Below are 19537 nucleotides of genomic sequence, written 5' to 3'. Positions count from 1 at the left end.
GTATGCATCAAAATATCGTTATTGCGAGGTACGAAGCAATCTCTACTTAGGCTGTGTTTGTGCTATAATTAACGTTGGTCTGCTCTTGGGCGCTTGCCCCATTACTTTTGAGGGCAAAAATAACATACTAAGCGAAGCGATCTCATAAGCACTTATAAAAAGCAACAAATTGCGAATAAACCCTTGTCCAGCAAGAGGCTTCTTTGCCGCACAATGCCTCTGCGCTGCAAAGCTGTCAGAACTTAGGGCTGGAACTTTTGCCCCGCCGCGCTATTCCTCCCCACATGCAACAAGTTCACTATGCCCGCCTTTGCGCTCTTGGCCAACACAGTTCTGCCCGCTTTCGCCCGAAGCTTCTTGCTGACGAGTGGCTCGTCCAACCTGAAGTCAAAGCTTTCAGCTTTATCCTTTCCGCTTTCAGCTCAATCAATTATTAATTTCCTTCAGCGAGAGCGGAATCAGTTTCTTGGTTTTTAAATACGTTACGCTCACTACGATCAGGGTCATGGTGCCACCGAATATTACTGCGGGCACTGTGCCCAGTAGCTTTGCAGCCGTGCCCGATTCAAAGGCACCTATCTCGTTGGATGAACCGATGAACATTTGGTTAACGGAAGATACCCGGCCGCGCATTTGGTCGGGCGTAAGTATTTGCATAATAGTACCGCGTATCATTACGCTGATACTGTCGAAAGCGCCCTCCGTGAACAGGAACACCAGCGACAAATAAAAATTACGAGATAAGCCAAAGCAAATGATCGACATGCCAAAACCTGTAACTGCAATAAGCAGGTTACGCCATGGTTTGCCCATTGGCGATATGCGTGCCATGGCCAGCATGGTGAGTACAGCCCCTAATGATGATGTAGCCCGCATAATGCCCAAACCTTCGGCACCTACCTTTAATATTTCGTTGGCAAATACGGGGAGCAATGCTACCGCGCCGCCAAAAAATACCGAGAACAGATCGAGACTCATGGCGCCTATCATCATTTTATTCCGAAACACAAAGGTGATCCCTTCCGAAAGGCTTTTCCAGATAGTTTCTTTGGGTATAAAGATTGGCGGGTATGATCGTAACAAGTAAATGCTAACCAATGCCACCAGCAAAAAAGCGATGATGATAATAAAAGTGATGGTGATACCATAAAAGCCATACACCAACCCGCCAACTGCCGGGCCTAATATCGAGGCAATTTGCCATGCCGAACTATTCCAGGTGCTGGAGTTTGGGTAAATCTCTTTAGGTACACTGTGCGCCAGTACCGTAAACGCAGCCGGAGCATAAAAAGCCCTTGCAACGCCGTTCACAAATATCATGAAGAATATGGTAGGCACCACCCATCCGGTATGGATGTAGCCGCTCAAGCTTTGCAGCGTAACTACAAACATGGATATGGACGAGAACAACACCAGCGAAAATATGATGAGCAGCATTTTCCGCTTTTCTGATTTATCGGCAATATATCCACCGTACAGGGCTATACCAATAGCTGGGATCGCTTCGCATAAACCAATAAGGCCTAATGCAAAAACACTTTTGGTTAAATGGTAAACGTAAAAACCAATAACCACTGCCTGCATTTGATAGGCAAAGGTGAAAAAGAACCTCATGCCGAGGTATGATCTGAAATCTTTATACCGCAGAGCGGCAAATGCATCGTTGGGGCGGGGTGGGGTAATACTGTCTTCTTCGGGCACCTGTTTTAATTAAGAGATGAGCCGCAAATTTAAGATTTGTAGCCTATTACAACGCACAAGGGACACAATAATTTGTGTCCCTTGTGTAAAAAACAGGTAGCGCAGGGCCTATTTAAGTCCGTGCTGATCTATCAGGTATATCAATGATGCCATAGCTGCCGAACCCAGTTCAAGCTCGCGTTTATGTACATTTTCAAACACATCATTAGGGGTGTGGTGAATATCAAAGTAACGTTGCGAATCGGGTGTAAAGCCTATCAGCATAATTGAGGGTATGCTCTCTTTAAGCGGACCAATATCTGTACCGCTGCCGCCTTTTACCAATCTGTCGGCTTCATAAGGCTCCAGTAGTGGTTTCCAGTTCTGGTTCACTTTCTTCAATAAGTCCGGTGATATATCTTCAAAGCTGAAGCCGCGCGGCACAAAACCACCTTCGTCGGTTTCAATAGCGGCAATATGTTCTTCCTTATTCTTAACAGCAAGTTCGGCATATTTTAAACCGCCTTTGTGCCCGTTCTCTTCGTTCATGAAAAACACCGCGCGTACCGAGTTTTTAGGGCGGTAACCAATAGCCTTGAAAATACGCAATACCTCGGCCGATTGTACAATGCCCGTTCCGTCATCATGCGCGCCTTCGGCCAAATCCCATGAGTCGAGGTGACCGCCTACGGTGATAAATGTGTTAGGATGCTCGGTACCGGTTAACTCGCCAACTACGTTGTATGATTTTACATCGGGCAGGGTTTGGCAGCTTTGTTTAAAGTAAAACTTAGCCTGCGGAAACTTGCGCAATTTTAACATCATGCTCAGTTTGTTAGCCGCCTTGGTTGATATAGCAGCTCCCGGAATTTTTTTTACGCCATCGGTATAGTCGGTTCCGCCGGTATGCGGGTAATCATCAATGCTTTCGGTTAACGAGCGCACAATTACACCCACCGCGCCATATTTTGCAGCAGCAGCCGGACCTAAAAAGCGTTGATCGCCCGCGGTGCCATAAGCTTCGCCGGTTTCAATAAAACGCGGATCGAACGGGCGGTTAAAGAAAACTATTTTCCCTTTAATCGCTTTTTCGCCCAGGGTTTCCAGTTCTTTCAGGCTGTGCAGCTCAATTACACTGGCAGTAATACCCTCTTTAGGCGTAGCTACCGACATGCCCAACGCCGCGATAGGCACAGGTATCCGTTTATTGCCATCAATAATATAGCCTTCTTCTTTAGCACCGCGCACCCAGTGTGGAACCATTACCTCCTGCAAAAAAACTTTGTCGAAACCATAATCTTTCATTAGCTTTTCGCCCCACTCCACGGCCTTTTGGGCATTTGCAGATCCGCTCAATCGCGGGCCTATCTTTTTACACAGGTAACGCAGTTTTTCGTAACCCTGGCCGTTTACCAGTGCTTCATCATATATTTTGCGAATGGTTAATGAATCCTGCGCCTGTGCAGATGCCGCGGCCAGCAGGATAGCTAATGAGAGTAAAGTCTTTTTCATCAATTGCGATCAGTTTTAACAAATATAGTTAAATAGTGTATTGTGCGCTGCGTTTTTTGAGGTTCGCAGTTTCATGTTGAGGGATAGTGCAGTATGTTGTATATGCTTCAGTTTTTGTGTTTATATTAGCACAGCATGAAACCTGTCATATACATCATTTTCAAATACACGCTTATATTATTTATTACACTGTTTGCGCAGTGGTGGGCTATTGAACTTTCGGAATATGTACCCCAATATATACCTGAAACGCGAATTAATATTTCCGGCATGGTGATTTTCGCTGCAACATTATCTATATTGATATTTGGCCAAAAAGAAATATTCAGGCGATACCCGCAATTTTCAATTATAAAACTTACTGCATTAGGTTTAAGTATTTGCGCTATTGCCGAGCTTGATTTTATGCTATTCAGCCGGTATGTAATGAAAGATTTTGATATTTATAACCTACTGGAAGTTTTCTTTAAGATGATGGTATTTGATGGTGGCCTTGCTTTTTTAGTCGCTTTTAAAATCGTACGCCCCAAGTCTGATCAGTTTTGGCTGTTGATCATTGCATTTTTAGGATTGGTATATCTCTTAACCATAATTTGACCCAACTAAACATATAAATAGGGGATAAATTCTTTAAAATCTGTCAACCCCAGTTACAACCCAAATCGGTGAAATCATCCCCCAATCAGTGAAATCCCCCCAAATAAACAGGCAATTAAAATCAATTACAATCCTAATCGGTGAAATCACACCCCAATCAGTGAAATCCCAAAAGAATAAAAAAAACAAGAAAACCAATACCCGTAGTACTTCGGTTAATGCAGCCCCGTGATCCGCTCATACACCGCAGGCCTTAAGCTCCCGGCCGGTATCCGCTACTCCCGGGTTTATGATGGGCTGGGTTCCTGCAAAAAGTCTTATCTCCTGCCTCTTTATTCCTGAATCTTCGCAGGGGCTCTATATGCTGGCACATTGATCAGCAGTATCCCCACCAATATCACTACCAAGCCAATCAGTTGCCCGCCTGATACTTTTTCACCTGCCATTATCCAGCCTAAAAAAACAGCCACTACCGGGTTAACATAAGTATGGGTACTCACCAATGCTGGCGGACGAATAGAGATCAGCCACACGAAAGACAGGTAGGCGATGAATGATCCCATAACGATCAGGAACACTAATCCGGCCCATGCTTCAAACGGCACTTTATCCACATCAAAACCAATGTACTCACCTTTAACAAGCGCGATAATTTCGCTGGCGAAACCTGCCGCGAGCAATTGTACACCCGAATTCATGATGGTGCTGCTGTTGCCCTTGCTGTTACTGGTGATCAGCGAACACAATACCCACAACACCGCGCTGAACAATACTACCCCGCTGGCAATAATAGTCATGGTAGATGTAACTGTAGCGGCCTGTGTGCTATGGTTAAGTTTCATGAACAGGAAAATACCGGTAAAACCAATAAGCAAGCCCGAAATAATATACTTATCGCGAAAGTATTCGCCCCAACGTTTCTTATCCAGTAACAGAAACCACAGCGGTTCGGTGGCCACCAGTATAGCTGCCTGGCCGGAGCTGATGTAAAGCTCGGCCCAGGCGATCATGCCCGTACCGCCAACCAGCATCAGTATGCCGCTTACGGCTTGTCGCCATAACAGGTTGGGCGGCGGTAGTTTTTCGCCCTTAATAAGGCACCATGCAAATAATACTACGCCCGCTACCAGGTAGCGCGCGCCCACCAGCACAAAAGGAGGTAAGCCCTTTAAGCCGTAAGCCACCGCCAAATAGGTAGAACCCCATATAATATATATGTTAAAAAAGGCGAATAATATAAGCCAGCGTGATGGTGCGGTTTGTTGTTTCACGGTGTTTTTTAATAAGGTTATCTCTAAATCGGTAACATTAGTCCATAAAAAAAGCGATGAGTACAGTACCCATCGCTTTTTTATTATTTGCAAAAAGTACTATAATCCAAAGGCTGTTTTCACCTTCTCTACGTAATCAAGCTTTTCCCAGGTAAACAGTTCAACCTCGGTAACCACTTCGCGGCCTTCAGGGCTAACAAAAGTTTTGGTTACTACCTGGCTTGGCTTACCAAAGTGGCCATAAGCAGCGGTTTCACTGTAAATAGGGTTGCGCAGTTTAAAGCGGGTTTCAATAGCGTAAGGGCGCATATCAAAAATTTCTTCTACCTTTTTGGCTATCTCTCCATCGGTTAAACCTACTTTACCGGTACCATAAGTATTTACATAAATACCCATTGGCTGCGCAACGCCTATAGCGTAAGATACCTGTACCAATACCTCGTCGCTAACACCGGCAGCTACCAGGTTTTTGGCGATGTGGCGGGTTGCGTAAGCGGCAGAACGGTCAACCTTTGAAGGATCTTTACCCGAAAAAGCACCACCACCGTGCGCGCCCTTACCACCGTAGGTATCCACAATAATTTTACGGCCGGTTAAGCCTGTATCACCATGCGGACCGCCGATAACGAACTTACCGGTTGGGTTAATGTGGTATTTAATAGCATCGTTAAAAAGGTGCGCATAGTTAGGGTATTTAGCTTTAACACGAGGGATCAGGATGCCGATAATATCTTCGCTGATCTTGGCCAGCATCGCTTTCTCTTCATCAAAATCATCGTGTTGGGTTGATATTACAATGGCATCTATACGTACCGGTTTGTTATTATCATCATACTCCAGCGTAACCTGCGATTTCGCATCCGGGCGAAGGTATTTGATCTCGCTGTCTTCACGACGGATAGCTGCCAGCTCAATCAGCAAAGCGTGGGCTAAGTCAAGTGCCAAAGGCATGTAGTTGTCGGTTTCAACAGTAGCGTAACCAAACATCATGCCCTGGTCGCCGGCGCCTTGCTCTTCTTTTTCTTTACGCTCAACACCCTGATTAATATCCGGCGATTGCTCGTGAATGGCCGATAATACGCCACACGAGTTACCATCAAACATATATTCGCCTTTGGTATAACCAATTTTATTGATCACGTCGCGGGCAATTTTTTGTACATCTAAGTAAGCTTTTGATTTAACCTCGCCGGCTAAAAATACCTGCCCGGTAGTAACCAGTGTTTCGCAGGCCACTTTTGATTCAGGGTCGAAAGCAAGAAATTGATCTATCAGGGCATCTGATATCTGATCGGCAACTTTGTCCGGGTGTCCTTCTGATACGGATTCGGAAGTGAATAAGTATGACATAAATATTTTAATAGATAAAAAAGTAAAACACAGGAAAGGGGAAGGAGTTAACCGGAAACGACAACGGAACGCGTTAAAAAGAAGCAGGATTTTAGCACTTTTTTACGTGGTTGCAATTCAGCACCGGGCTACCGGCACAATTAAATCAGTCCACTTTCGGGCAGCAAAAATAAAACAATTTTTACAAAGCTAAAAATACTTTACTTTTGATGCCTCAAATATATATAGTTGAAACGAAAGGCTTTATTTATAATAAACCCCATATCGGGCGGGAAAAAGAAGGATGGCGTACCCGAACTTATACAGAAACACCTGGATAGCGCCGTGTTTGATGCCACTTTTGTTTTCAGCAGCGGCGTATCAGATGCACGTAAGCTGGCAAAAGAAAACCTGGGTGGTTTTGATGTAGTGGTAGCCGTAGGAGGCGATGGTACTATAAACGAGGTAGCATCGGCCATTGTAGGCAGCGATGCTATTTTGGGTATTATCCCTTACGGATCGGGCAATGGCCTGGCGAGGTTTTTAGGCATACCTATGGATGCCGCCAAAGCTATTGAAACGCTTAATAAAGCACAGTTTGAAGTAATAGATTCGGCCAATATGAACGGCAAACCCTTTTTTAACATGGCAGGGATGGGTTTTGATGCCCACATCAGCGATGTATTTGCCCATGGCAGCAAAAAGAGGGGCTTTTACAGTTACTTTAAATCATCGGTACACGAAATACTCAATTATAAACCGCAAACCTACCATATAGAGGTTGACGGTGAAGCTTACGAGCGCGAAGCGTTTATGCTCAGCTTTGCCAATTCATCACAATACGGTAACAACGCGCACATATCGCCCAAAGCATCGGTGCAGGATGGTTTGCTGGATGTATGTGTGGTAAAACCCTTCCCGTTATACAGGTTTCCGGAGCTGGGTTTACGCATGTTCAGTAAAACTACCGATCAATCAAGCTACGTTGAAATAATAAAAGGCAAGCGCATCCACGTAAAGCGTAAAGACTCGGGCCCGGCCCACCTTGACGGTGAACCCCAAATTATGGGAACCGATGCCGAAATAAATATTATACCGCAATCGTTAAAAGTAATAGTAGGCGAAAGTTTTATGGTCAGTAGTTAGTGGTGAGTAGATAATGGATATTTGTCAATAGTTATGAATTATTTTCATCATAACACAGGCACTCACCACTTACCATTCACAACTCACTCATGCACTAATTTAATAAATCACTAAATATTATACGGCCGGCCATGTCAAAAAAGAATCAAAAGTTTACCGGGGTGGTGTACTCAACCGATCCGGGTTTTCAATATAATGAGGAGGGCGGCGCCAATGCCGATACCCTGCCGCCACAGCAACAAAACCTTAAAATATACCTTGACCGTAAAGGCGGCAGCAAGCTGGTTACCCGCGTAAGCGATTTCAGGGGAACTGACGACGACCTTGAAATCCTTGGCCGCAAGCTGAAAAGCAAGTGCGGCGTAGGCGGCTCGGTTAAGGATGGCGAGGTATTGATACAAGGCGATCACCGCGATAAAATACTCACTCTTTTACTTGCCGATGGCTACAAGGCCAAGAAAGCCGGCGGCTGATTTTAAGTGTTTTAAGTACACACTAAATAAAAATAAAAAATATACACCCGAATATTAAAAAAACAGTTTAATATTGCCCTTGCTAAAACCTTGTAATGCAAGCCAAAGGCAGAATTAAATTTTACATCAAACCTTGTTCTTTTTATAATATATCACTTTAGTTACACACAATTTGTAGTTTATTTTTTGCTATTTTTAAAAAAAATAAGTTTCATTGTAAAAAATTGTAGTTGTAACAAACAATATTTACGCTAATAAGCGTTATTGTATTCACCAATTACGGGGAAAAAGAACATATTAAATAATTGTTAATAATAATAAAGGAGACTTTTTTAATTTATTAAAGTCATAAATTTGTTATCCGCTTAAGGCAGCACATAATTAAATTAAAAAATAAACATAAACTAAAAACTAAATTTTACTGTAATGGCTAACGTACCAGCAAAACCAAGTACCCCTGTTAAAAAAGAAAGCTCAAGCTCATCGGGCATTTTCGCTACCCTTGCTATTCCACTTTGTCTTGTAGTCGGAATACTTATTTTCATGTTCATCTTAGGTCACCCAAGTCACTACAAAGGTGGCGATCCAGCAAATGAGCCAGTTGATATCTTCGGTACTGTACACAAAGGAGGAGCTATCGTACCGGTAATTATGTCATTCCTTTTAATGGTTATCGTTTTCTCAATTGAGAGGGCAATCGTTATTGGTAAAGCAGCTGGTACAGGTAGTGTTGATGCTTTCGTAAGAAAAGTACAAAGCTTCCTTAACGCTGGTAACATCGAAGCAGCAAGCGCTGAGTGCGACAAACAAAAAGGTTCGGTAGCTAACGTTATCAAATCAGGTTTGAAAAAATACCGCGAAATCGAAAACGATCCTAACTTTGATACTGAGCAAAAAGCATTAGCTATCCAAAAAGACATCGAAGAAGCAACAGCTTTAGAAATGCCAATGTTAGAGCAAAACTTAACTATCATCGCAACTCTTGTATCTATCGGTACATTGATGGGTCTGTTAGGTACGGTTGTGGGTATGATTGGTGCCTTCTCTGAGTTGGCAACTTCAGGTGCTCCAAACCAGGCTGCGTTATCAACTCACATCTCTGAGGCACTTATTAACACTGCATTAGGTATCAGTACTTCAGCTTTCTCAATCATCCTGTATAACTTCTTTACATCTAAGATTGATAAACTGACTTACGCAATTGATGAAACAGGTTTCAGCATTGTGCAAACATTTGCTTCATCACACAGATAAGAAATATTGAGCTTATTACTGCCCTCCGGGTGGAGGGCAGTATGATATAAATAATTATAAGCAACAATATATTTTAAAAAAATCGAATTATGTCGAGAGCAAAAGTTTCAAGGAAGAGTACAGCGATTGACATGACCGCCATGTGCGACGTGGCGTTCCTGTTGCTTACCTTCTTTATATTAACATCAAAATTCAAGGTTGAAGATCCGGTTCCGGTTGATACCCCGGGATCAAGTATTCAACAGCCTATACCTGATGATAACCTGGCAGTAATTACTGTTGGTTCAAACAAAGCGTTCTTTTCGGTAGATGGTAGCGATGTGCGTATTGCAGCGTTACAGGAAATGGGTAAATTGTACAATATTCAATTTACACCTGATGAAGAGAGAAAATTTGCTGCTACAGCTATTTTTGGTGTGCCAATTTCACAGCTAAAGCAGTTTTTGAACATGGATGCCGAGCAGAAAAAATCAGTTCAGCAATCGGGTATTCCTCGTGATTCAGTTAGTAATGAATTATTTAACTGGATCCGTGAATCACGTAAAGCTGCCGCGGCGTTACACCAAAAGCAACTGCGTATATCTATTAAAGGCGATAGCAAAGAAGAGTATCCGGTAATAAAAGATATTATCGCTATCCTTCAAAAGCAAGAGGTTAATAAATTTAGTTTAATCACGTCACTAAGAGGTGCGTCAAAATAATTAAAAAATGGCAGAATTAGACACCTCCGGCGGGGGTAAGAAGGGTGGGAAAGTAAGAAGTAAGAAAGCTTCAACACGCGTTGACTTAACAGCGATGGTGGATTTAGCCTTCTTGTTGATCACTTTCTTTATATTAACAACCACTCTTTCGAAGCCCAAAGCAATGGATATTGCGATGCCGGACAAGGATGAGAAAAAACCTGACGAGCAACTTGCAGTTGCCGCTTCACGTACCATGACCATTATTTTGGGCAAGGACGATAAACTGGAGTGGTTTGTAGGCGAGCCGGGTAAATCAGCGCCCACAGTTGATGGCTACGGTAAAAACGGTATCCGTAAAGCACTTATCGAAAAAGGTAAGGAAATTCAGGATAAATTCGGTAAATACATGGTAGTGATCATTAAGCCAAGCGCTAAATCTGTATATAAAAATACAGTTGATATCATTGACGAAATGAATATTACCGCGGTAAAATCATACGCTATAGTTGATATTACACCGGTAGAAATTGGTTTGCTTCAAAAGGACGGATTGTACTAAGAGCAGATTGTATAATAATTAATATTAAAGCCTAAAAAAATGTTAGGATCAAAGTTAGACTTATTAAAACAGGAATGGATTGATGTAGTTTTCGCTGAACGTAACAAAGCTTATGGCGCATACGAATTAAGAAAGCAAAATTCCAAAAGAACCGGAACAGCGCTGTTAATTGGTATATCGTTATTCGTATTTGTTATCGCTTTGCCAACTATCGTTAATGCTATCAAAGGCTTCATTCCTAAGCCGGCAGAGAAAGTAAAGATCACCGATGTGATCCTTACCCCGCCGCCACCGGTTGATCAAACCAAAAAACCACCTCCGCCAGCAGTGGAGCCACCTAAACCAAAAGTTGACCAGGTGCGTTTCCCTCCTCCGGTAGTTAAGCCTGATGATCAGGTTGTGGAAAAAGATCCGCCAACGGTAAAAGAGTTAGAAGTAGCCGATCCTGGTCAAAAAGATCAGAAAGGTGACCCAACTGCCGATGTTCGTATTGATGAGCCGGTAGGTAACTCGGATGTTAAGCAAGTAATTGAAGATACCGGTAACCAGATCTTTACCGCGGTTGAGCAACAACCAGAGTTTCCGGGTGGTATCCAAAAGTTCTACGATTACTTAGGTAAAACCATCAATTACCCTGCGGTTGACAGGGAAAACAACGTACAAGGTAAAGTAATTGTAACCTTCGTAGTTGAAAAAGATGGTAGCTTAACCGATGTTAAGGCGCTTCGTGGCCCGAGCGCAACGTTACAGGAAGAAGCTGTACGTCGTGTAAAGGCATCACCAAAGTGGAAACCAGGTATTCAGAATGCCCGTCCGGTACGTGTGCAGTTCACCATGCCTGTAAACTTTACTTTAAGCGAATAATCACGTAGATGTCATTAAATCGCAATAATGTGCAAAAATCGCCCAAAAGGCGATTTTTGCTTATTTTAGGGGTAGTTACCTTCGTATGTGTTAGTATACTGGGTGTTATGATCATGTTTTGGGACAGGCTCAACCTGCCGCTAACACAAACACAACGGTATGTATTCGGCGCGTTTTTTATAATATACGCCGTAGTGAGGTTTTCAAGGATTATACTTAAAAAGGATGATGATGAATAAAATTAGGCTTGCACTTACAGGTGTTGCACTAATATCGGCCTCATTAATTTACAGTTGCAGCCAAAAAGATAAGAAAGCTGAACTTAAAGAAGACTTTACATCGGGCACGGTGAAATTTATTGCTGATGAATCTTTTAAACCTATTATTGGTGAAGAAGAGTACATATTTGAAAGCTTGTTCGAGAACGCTCACCCCGAGATCATCTACCGTTCAGAAAATGAGGCTTTGAACTTGTTTTTAAACGATAGCATACGGGTAGCCATATTATCGCGCGAGCCTACAGCTGATGAAATAAAGGTATTGAAAAGCCGGAACCTGCCGCCCGATGTGAGCCGTTTCGCTATTGATGCAGTTGCATTAATTGTAAACAAAGCATCGGCTGATACGTTGATTACCGTGCAGGAGATAAAAAAAATGTTGAACGGAGACACTAAAACCGATAAAAATATCGTTTTTGATAACCCGAACTCCAGTTTAGTAAGGTACCTGAAAGATTTTTCGGGTAATAAAGAATTTAAGCAAAAGAATATTTACGCGCTTAAATCAAACAAAGAGGTGATTGAGTATGTAAGTAAGCACGAAGGGGCGATAGGCATAACCGGCTTTAGCTGGCTTAACGACCCTGATGCTGATTACGCGGCCGCTGTTAAGAACGTTAAAATTGTTGGTGTAAAAGATGAGGCGAGCAAAAGCTTCCCTAACGACTACTTTAAACCATCGCAGTCAACACTTGTCTTAAAACAGTACCCTTTAAGCAGGGGATTATATATTATAAACTGTAGCGGCAAGATGGGTTTAGGCACGGGGTTTGCATCATTCTTATTAAGCGACAGAGGTCAGCGTATAATATTGAAGTCGGGTTTATTGCCTGATTCTATTCCTGCAAGGGAAATAAACATTAAAAAGTAACAAAGTAAATTAAAATAAATCGATGAAAGAGATCAGTAAAATTGCCAAAGCAGCATTGCCGCTGATATTTATAGGTTCATCAGTTTTTTCGCAAAGTTTAGACGACGCCAAAAAAGCTATTGACGCCGAACAATATCAAAAGGCAACTTCAATGTTGAAAAACCTTACTGTTACGCAAGCAGATAAGGACGAAAATTATTTTTACTTAGGTTGGGTGTACCTTGTTCAGGACTATCCTGATTCAGCAAAAACTGCCTTTAATCAAGGTATTGCAAAAAATGCCAAATCAGCATTAAATTATGCAGGTTTAGGCGCAGTTGCACGTGCCGAAAAAAATACTGCTGCCGCAACTACCGCTTTTAACCAGGCTATTTCATTAGCAGGTAAAAACAGCAAGCCTTATCTGTACATCGGTAAAGCTTATTTATTAGATCCGGTTGATGCTAACGCGGCTATTGACGTATTAACTAAAGGTAAAGCAGTAAACGCTAAAGATGCCGAATTACTTTTGGCATTGGGTAACGCTTACCGTGTTAACCTTAAAAGCTCTGAAGCGCTTACCAACTATGATGGCGCTATCGCTTTAGATCCTAAATACGTTGCTCCAATTGTAGCAAAAGGTATACTATGGAAATTCGCTAACAACTTCGAAGAATCAGAGAAAGAGTTTAAAAATGCTTTGGCATTAAACCCTAACTATGGTCCGGCTTACCGTGAGTGGGCCGAAACTGATCTTCGCTGGGCGCTTAACGAGCCTAAAATGGCATCGGTAAAAGTTAAAGAAGGTGTAGAGCAGTACAAAAAATACCTGAGCTTAACCGACAGGTCTATCGATTCACGTATCCGTTATGCCGACTTCCTGTTAGCTGCCGGTGAGTATACTACTTTACAAACTGAGGTTTCTGAATTAGCTAAATCAGCTACTTCAAACCTTAAAGTATACCGTTATTTAGCTTATTCAGCTTACGAAAATAAAGATTATGCTAACGGTTTAACCGCTATCAAAAAATTCATGGCTGAGGCTGGTGAAAAACGTATTATCCCACGTGATTACCTTTATTTAGGTCGTTTACAGGTTGCTACCGGTGATGATTCAACCGGTATTAAAACCCTTAAAGACGCGATAAGCCGTGATACTACCCAGATTGATCTGTATGCTGAAATCGCTAAAGCATTATTTGCTAAAAAGAAATATGTTGAGGCCGGTGATGCTTATCATGAGTATGCTGCAAAATCACGCAATGCTAAATTAACTGATCACTACTACGAAGGTTTGAGCTACTACTTTGGTTATGTAATACCTTATGCAAGTACTGATAAAGCGGTGAGCAGCAAAGCAGATACTGCGCTGTTAACGAAAGCAGATTCTGCATTTAGCTACGTTATACAAAAAACAGCGGCATCTCCATTTGCCGATGCTTACCTGTACCGTGCACGTGCTAATGATTACAAAGAGCCTAACCGTGATAATATCTCTGGCTTAGCAAAACCGTATTATGAAAAATACATTGAGTTGATTGTTGCCAAAGGCGCACCTGATGAAAAAGTAAAGAAAAATCTTGCTGAAGGTTATGCTTACTTAGGTTCATTAAGTGAATTTAAAGATAAAGATGATGCGAAAGCAGCAGAAAATTACACCAAAGCCCGCGAGTATGATCCTGCAAACAAACAGGCTCAAAGGTACTTCGCTAAAAAAGGCGGAGCCGCTAAAGGCAAGTAATTTGTATTGAAAATAAATAAGAGGCCCTGTTTACAGGGCCTTTTTTATTACGTATCCATTTGTATATTTGCGTTATGCAAACTCAAAGTTTACCCGTTAATTTTTTACCTATCATATTCCAAATGATAGTAGCGCTTGGTTTTGTGTTCACAACAATGTTTGTAACGCACAAAATAGGGCCTAAGCGTAAAACCAAGGATAAACTAACGCCGTTTGAATCGGGTATCGAAGTTATAGGTAACGCCCGTAACCCAATTTCTATTAAATACTTCCTGGTGGCTATCCTGTTCGTTTTGTTTGATGTGGAGGTTATATTTATGTACCCTTGGGCGGTAAATTTCCGCGATCTGGGTAAAACCGGCATGATCGAAATGTTCATCTTTATGGCTACCCTGCTACTCGGTTTCTTCTATATAATAAAGAAGAAAGCCCTCGATTGGGATTGAGTTTAGATTGATTCTAAATACGTCCTTTACAGCCCTTTAGCTACTATTAACGCGTATTTTATTGTAGATTTGTTTGTCTGAAAGATATATTTTTTATCAGAACAACCAATTCTATAATATAATTCATGAGTGATATTCAGATAGTTGATGCCCCTCCGGGTGTAGAAGGTTCAGGATTTTTCGCTACTTCGCTTGATAAGGCAATTGGTTTGGCAAGGTCGCACTCATTATGGCCGTTGCCTTTCGCTACTTCATGTTGTGGTATTGAGTTTATGGCCACCATGGGCTCACATTATGATCTTTCGCGCTTCGGCGCCGAGCGTTTAAGCTTTTCACCCCGCCAGGCAGACCTGCTGATGGTAATGGGTACAATCTCAAAAAAAATGGCTCCGGTACTTCGCCAGGTTTACCTGCAAATGGCCGAACCCCGTTGGGTAATGGCTGTAGGCGCGTGCGCTTCAAGCGGTGGTATATTTGATACTTATTCGGTTTTGCAAGGCATTGATGAGGTGATACCGGTTGATGTTTATGTACCCGGCTGTCCACCTCGCCCCGAAGCTATTATTGATGGTTTTATAAATATTCAAAAACTGGTACAAACCGAAACCCTGCGCCGCAGGAACGAGCCTAAATACCAGGAGTTGTTAGCTAAATACGGTATTCAATAATGGGTAAAATAACTAACGAAGAGCTTCAGCAAAAAATAACCGGAAAATTTGGCGAACAGGTAACTATTATCGGCGAGCCTTTCAGTTTATTAACCGTTGAAACCACCCGCGGGCAAATCATCGATCTTTTAACTTTTTTAAAGAATGATGCTACCCTCCAATTTATATTCTTAACAGATATTACTGCCATTCATTATCCTGAACAGGAAAAACAGATAGGCGTAATTTATCACCTGCACAGTTTGGTTAACAATGTACGCATCCGTGTAAAAGTATTTTTAAACGATGCCGACGTGCATATACCAACCGCCACCGTTTTATGGAATGGTGCCAACTGGATGGAACGCGAAACATACGACTTTTTTGGTGTGATATTCGATGGCCACCCCGACCTGCGCAGGATATTAAATGTTGACGACATGACGGTGTTCCCGATGAGGAAAGAGTTTCCGCTGGAAGACCCTAACCGTGTAGATAAAAAAGATTACTTTTTCGGAAGATAAGCATGCAAAATCATCCTGTATTTACTGATAACGATCCGCAAAACGAACTTTCAACCCTAAACTTAGGGCCAACCCACCCGGCTACGCACGGCGTTTTTCAAAACGTACTGCAAATGGATGGCGAAAGAATTGTTAGCGGCGTATCAACCATTGGCTATATACACCGCGCGTTTGAAAAAATTGCCGAACACAGGCCGTTTTACCAGATAACACCGCTTACCGACAGGTTGAACTACTGCTCGTCGCCCATTAACAACATGGGCTGGCACATGACGGTAGAAAAGCTGGCCGGCATACAAACCCCTAAAAGGGTTGATTATATGCGTGTGATCATTATGGAACTTGCCCGTATAGCCGATCATATTATTTGTAATGGTGTATTGGGTGTTGATACCGGCGCGTTTACAGGTTTCCTGTACATGATGGAGTATCGCGAAGCTATTTACGAAATTTACGAAGAGATCTGCGGTTCGCGCCTTACTACCAACATTGGCCGTATAGGTGGTTTCGAACGCAATTTCAATAGCATCGCTTTTAACAAGATCCGTAAGTTTATTACTGATTTCCCGAAGGTGTTAACAGAATTCCAAAACCTGTTTAACCGTAACCGCATATTTGTTGACCGTACCCGTGGCGTAGCCGCTGTAACAGCCGAAACAGCTTTAAGCTACAGCTGGACCGGCCCGATATTACGTGCGACAGGTGTTGATTATGATGTAAGGGCGATGGAGCCATACTCATCTTATGAGGATTTTGATTTTGAAGTACCCGTTGGCGATAACGGCGATGTTTACAGCCGCTTTTTGGTACGTAACGAAGAGATGTGGCAAAGTATGCGCATTATTGACCAGGCGCTTAAAAAAATAGATAAAGAACCTGCTGATATTTTCCATGCCGATGTACCTGAGTTTTACCTGCCTCCAAAAGAGGAAGTGTACAACAACATGGAAGCGCTGATATATCACTTTAAAATTGTGATGGGCGAGGTAGATACCCCGGTTACCGAGGTTTATCATTCAGTAGAAGGCGCTAACGGCGAGTTAGGCTTTTACTTGGTAAATGATGGCGGCCGCTCACCTTACCGTTTGCATTTCCGCAGGCCAAGTTTTATCAATTACCAGATGTATGCCCCAATGAGCCAGGGCATGTTACTATCTGACGCGATTATTAACATGAGTAGTTTAAACGTTATAGCTGGGGAGTTAGATGCTTAAAGTAGAAGAAACCCAAACGTCGGTTGAGTTTTCGGCCGCGTTGATTGCTAAGTTTGATGATATAAAAAGCCGCTATCCCGAAGGAAAACAAAAATCGGGATTGCTGCCTATACTGCATTTGGTACAAGCCGAATACGGTTGGGTAAGCGCGCCGGCAATGGATAAAGTAGCCGAGTATTTAAGCATACTGCCTATTGAGGTTTACGAGGTGGCTACCTTTTACACCATGTACTTTATGCGCCCGCAAGGTAAATACGTACTGGAGGTTTGCCGTACCAGCGCTTGCTGCCTGGTTGGTGCCGAAAAAATAATGGACTACATTGAGCAAAAGCTGGGCGTTAAAGAAGGCGAAGTTACGCCTGACGGGCTGTTCAGCTGGCGCGGGGTAGAGTGCCTTGCCGCCTGCGGCTTTGCACCGGTACTACAAATTGGTCCGGAATATACTTTTTACGAGAATTTAACAACCGAATCAGTTGATAAACTGATAGTGGATTTAAAAGCGAAGGCAAATGCTAACTAAAAACTCGATGATCTTCCGCGATTGCCTTTACGCGTTACTGGTAGCTATTATACTTTGGCCAACCAGTGATTTAAAGATGGAACTGTGGATGAAGATCGTAGTAGTGGTTATTGCAGTTGCGCAGCGTATATGGCAACATGTTAATTATTATAAGTTAACAGGCAAAATATATTAATAATGGGACGCAAATTATTATTAGAACATATCAATGTACCGGGCATCAATACTTTTGATGTTTACCGCTCTAAGGGTGGTTATGCCGCTGTTGAAAAAGCCCTGAAAACGCTTTCGCCCGAGGATGTGGTGGAAGAGGTTAAAAAATCGGGTTTGCGCGGCCGTGGTGGTGCAGGTTTCCCTACCGGGATGAAGTGGAGCTTTTTGGCCAAGCCCGAAGGTGTTGCCCGTTACCTGGTTTGTAATGCCGATGAATCAGAACCCGGTACTTTTAAAGACCGTTACCTGATGACCTACATCCCTCACCTGTTAATTGAGGGGATGATTGTGGCCAGTTACGCCTTAGGAGCCAAAACATCATACATATACGTTCGCGGCGAAATGATGCCGCAGATCCGCATATTGGAAAAAGCTATCGCCGAAGCCAAAAACGCAGGCTTTTTAGGCAAAAATATATTAGGTACAGGTTACGATCTGGAACTGTACGTGCAGCCGGGTGGCGGTGCCTACATCTGCGGAGAAGAAACCGCCCTGTTAGAATCACTGGAAGGTAAGCGTGGTAACCCGCGTATAAAACCACCTTTCCCGGCTATCGCGGGTTTGTATGGCTGCCCAACGGTAGTGAACAATGTAGAATCAATTGCTGCCGTAGTACCTATCATTAATGATGGTGGCGACGAGTACGCTAAAATAGGAATAGGCCGCAGTACAGGTACCAAGCTGATCTCGGCATCGGGTAACCTTAAAAAACCGGGTGTTTACGAAATTGAACTGGGTGTACCGGTAGAAGAGTTTTTATACTCTGATGACTATTGCGGCGGTATAGCCAATGGCAAACGCCTGAAAGCGGTTGTGGCAGGTGGTTCATCGGTGCCAATTTTACCGGCTAACCTGATATTGAAAACGCTGAATAACGAAGCCCGTCTGATGAGCTATGAATCATTAAGCGATGGTGGTTTTGTTAGCGGCACCATGATGGGTTCGGGTGGTTTCATCGCTTATGATGAGGATGCCTGTATTGTTCGCAATACCTGGAACTTCGCCCGTTTTTATCACCACGAAAGCTGCGGACAATGTTCGCCATGCCGTGAGGGTACAGGCTGGATGGAAAAGGTACTGCACCGTTTAGAATACGGCCATGGTAAAATGAGCGACATGGACCTGCTGGTTGATGTATCTAAAAAAATTGAAGGAAATACGATTTGTCCGCTGGGTGACGCGGCAGCATGGCCTGTAGCCAGCGCTATTCGCCACTTCAGGGATGAGTTTGAATGGCACGTAAGTAACCCATCGGCAGCAGTTGCCGGTAACTATGGCTTGGCACATTACGCTGATCCGTTACCGAAACCTGAGCCTGTAAGTTAAGTCAAAATTCAAAAGTAAAAAGTCAAAAATAGAAGGAACGTTGATAGAAAAGCCTTATGACATTAAGCACCGGTGTTATCAGTTTTCAAAAGAGATAATCGGTTTTATATCAACAACCAACTATGACAGGATTTACTTTTCAATATTTGACCAGCTCTTAAGAAGCGCGACTTCAATAGGAGCAAACGTAGTGGAAGGGAAATCCGGAAGCTCAGTGAAAGACTTTAAGAACTATTATACGATAGCCTTAAAGTCGGCAAATGAAACGAAGTATTGGCTCTGTTTGGTCAGAGACACTATAAGTGTTGAGAAAGATAAAATAAAGGATCTGATTAAAGAAGCAGATGAAATTTCAAAGATCATCGCCTCGATAGTCATTAATCTTCAAAAGTAGTTTTGACTTTTGAATT

Annotated in this window: 22 protein-coding genes; 18 read left to right on the top strand and 4 right to left on the bottom strand. The window is 42.8% G+C overall.

The genetic code is table 11. The features are described 5' to 3' along the window. Positions 1–426 precede the first annotated feature (426 nt). Both ABD894_RS21260 and ABD894_RS21255 read right to left on the bottom strand, forming a co-directional pair. Positions 427–1701 carry an MFS transporter gene (locus ABD894_RS21260; protein WP_345213093.1) on the bottom strand — a complete coding sequence of 425 codons (1275 nt, stop codon included), beginning with the start codon at positions 1699–1701 and terminating at the stop codon, positions 427–429. 108 nt (positions 1702–1809) lie between these two features. Beyond that, complete coding sequence (locus ABD894_RS21255; protein WP_345213092.1) at positions 1810–3192, bottom strand: M20/M25/M40 family metallo-hydrolase; 1383 nt, start codon at positions 3190–3192, stop codon at positions 1810–1812. Positions 3193–3327: 135 nt separating this feature from the next. Between ABD894_RS21255 and ABD894_RS21250 the strand changes: the two genes are divergently transcribed. Continuing rightward, a complete protein-coding gene (locus ABD894_RS21250; RefSeq protein WP_345213091.1) occupies positions 3328–3789 on the top strand; it encodes a hypothetical protein in 462 nt (153 codons plus the stop codon). 332 nt (positions 3790–4121) lie between these two features. On the opposite strand, the gene ABD894_RS21245 is transcribed toward ABD894_RS21250, so the two are convergent. Continuing rightward, on the bottom strand, positions 4122–5060 hold the full coding sequence (locus tag ABD894_RS21245; protein ID WP_345213090.1) for an EamA family transporter: 939 nt from the start codon (positions 5058–5060) through the stop codon (positions 4122–4124). A 99-nt stretch (positions 5061–5159) separates the two neighbouring features. Beyond that, positions 5160–6410: a methionine adenosyltransferase gene (metK, locus tag ABD894_RS21240; protein WP_345213089.1), complete on the bottom strand. Its 1251-nt coding sequence runs from the start codon at positions 6408–6410 to the stop codon at positions 5160–5162. A gap of 228 nt (positions 6411–6638) precedes the next feature. Here metK and ABD894_RS21235 point away from each other — a divergent pair, with 228 nt between their 5' ends. The 17 genes from ABD894_RS21235 to ABD894_RS21155 all read left to right on the top strand — a co-directional run bounded on the left by ABD894_RS21235 (position 6639) and on the right by ABD894_RS21155 (position 19521). Then, entirely contained in the window at positions 6639–7535 is an 897-nt protein-coding gene (locus tag ABD894_RS21235) for a diacylglycerol/lipid kinase family protein (RefSeq protein WP_345213088.1), read from the top strand. A 131-nt stretch (positions 7536–7666) separates the two neighbouring features. Next, positions 7667–8008, top strand: a complete 342-nt coding sequence (locus ABD894_RS21230) for a translation initiation factor (protein WP_345213087.1) — start codon at positions 7667–7669, stop codon at positions 8006–8008. 426 nt (positions 8009–8434) lie between these two features. After that, the gene (locus tag ABD894_RS21225) at positions 8435–9262 is read left to right on the top strand and encodes a MotA/TolQ/ExbB proton channel family protein (RefSeq protein ID WP_345213086.1); all 828 of its coding nucleotides are present in this window, start codon (positions 8435–8437) and stop codon (positions 9260–9262) included. A gap of 89 nt (positions 9263–9351) precedes the next feature. Beyond that, the gene (locus ABD894_RS21220) at positions 9352–9963 is read left to right on the top strand and encodes an ExbD/TolR family protein (protein ID WP_345213085.1); all 612 of its coding nucleotides are present in this window, start codon (positions 9352–9354) and stop codon (positions 9961–9963) included. A gap of 7 nt (positions 9964–9970) precedes the next feature. Then, entirely contained in the window at positions 9971–10504 is a 534-nt protein-coding gene (locus ABD894_RS21215) for an ExbD/TolR family protein (protein WP_345213084.1), read from the top strand. Between the two features lie 39 nt (positions 10505–10543). Next, a complete protein-coding gene (locus ABD894_RS21210) occupies positions 10544–11368 on the top strand; it encodes an energy transducer TonB (protein ID WP_345213083.1) in 825 nt (274 codons plus the stop codon). Between the two features lie 8 nt (positions 11369–11376). After that, the gene (locus ABD894_RS21205) at positions 11377–11607 is read left to right on the top strand and encodes a hypothetical protein (RefSeq protein WP_345213082.1); all 231 of its coding nucleotides are present in this window, start codon (positions 11377–11379) and stop codon (positions 11605–11607) included. Then, positions 11594–12517 carry a PstS family phosphate ABC transporter substrate-binding protein gene (locus ABD894_RS21200; protein WP_345213081.1) on the top strand — a complete coding sequence of 308 codons (924 nt, stop codon included), beginning with the start codon at positions 11594–11596 and terminating at the stop codon, positions 12515–12517. The genes ABD894_RS21205 and ABD894_RS21200 overlap by 14 nt, the downstream gene beginning before the upstream one ends. A gap of 22 nt (positions 12518–12539) precedes the next feature. Then, complete coding sequence (locus ABD894_RS21195; protein WP_345213080.1) at positions 12540–14237, top strand: tetratricopeptide repeat protein; 1698 nt, start codon at positions 12540–12542, stop codon at positions 14235–14237. Between the two features lie 74 nt (positions 14238–14311). Continuing rightward, positions 14312–14683 carry an NADH-quinone oxidoreductase subunit A gene (locus ABD894_RS21190; protein ID WP_345213079.1) on the top strand — a complete coding sequence of 124 codons (372 nt, stop codon included), beginning with the start codon at positions 14312–14314 and terminating at the stop codon, positions 14681–14683. A gap of 125 nt (positions 14684–14808) precedes the next feature. Beyond that, positions 14809–15351, top strand: coding sequence for an NADH-quinone oxidoreductase subunit B (locus ABD894_RS21185; RefSeq protein ID WP_228950834.1), 543 nt, complete (start codon positions 14809–14811; stop codon positions 15349–15351). Then, complete coding sequence (locus ABD894_RS21180; protein ID WP_345213078.1) at positions 15351–15854, top strand: NADH-quinone oxidoreductase subunit C; 504 nt, start codon at positions 15351–15353, stop codon at positions 15852–15854. The genes ABD894_RS21185 and ABD894_RS21180 overlap by 1 nt, the downstream gene beginning before the upstream one ends. A 2-nt stretch (positions 15855–15856) precedes the next feature. After that, positions 15857–17068, top strand: coding sequence for an NADH-quinone oxidoreductase subunit D (locus tag ABD894_RS21175; protein WP_345213077.1), 1212 nt, complete (start codon positions 15857–15859; stop codon positions 17066–17068). After that, a complete protein-coding gene (locus ABD894_RS21170; RefSeq protein WP_345213076.1) occupies positions 17061–17588 on the top strand; it encodes an NADH-quinone oxidoreductase subunit NuoE family protein in 528 nt (175 codons plus the stop codon). The genes ABD894_RS21175 and ABD894_RS21170 overlap by 8 nt, the downstream gene beginning before the upstream one ends. After that, positions 17578–17763, top strand: coding sequence for a hypothetical protein (locus tag ABD894_RS21165; protein ID WP_345213075.1), 186 nt, complete (start codon positions 17578–17580; stop codon positions 17761–17763). The genes ABD894_RS21170 and ABD894_RS21165 overlap by 11 nt, the downstream gene beginning before the upstream one ends. A 2-nt stretch (positions 17764–17765) precedes the next feature. Further along, complete coding sequence (gene nuoF, locus ABD894_RS21160) at positions 17766–19127, top strand: NADH-quinone oxidoreductase subunit NuoF (protein ID WP_345213074.1); 1362 nt, start codon at positions 17766–17768, stop codon at positions 19125–19127. Positions 19128–19167: 40 nt separating this feature from the next. Beyond that, a complete protein-coding gene (locus ABD894_RS21155; protein WP_345213073.1) occupies positions 19168–19521 on the top strand; it encodes a four helix bundle protein in 354 nt (117 codons plus the stop codon). Positions 19522–19537 lie beyond the last annotated feature (16 nt).

This window comes from Mucilaginibacter gynuensis (assembly GCF_039541195.1).
GTDB classification, from domain to species: Bacteria; Bacteroidota; Bacteroidia; order Sphingobacteriales; family Sphingobacteriaceae; genus Mucilaginibacter; species Mucilaginibacter gynuensis.
This window is presented reverse-complemented; position numbering and strand designations above follow the sequence as displayed.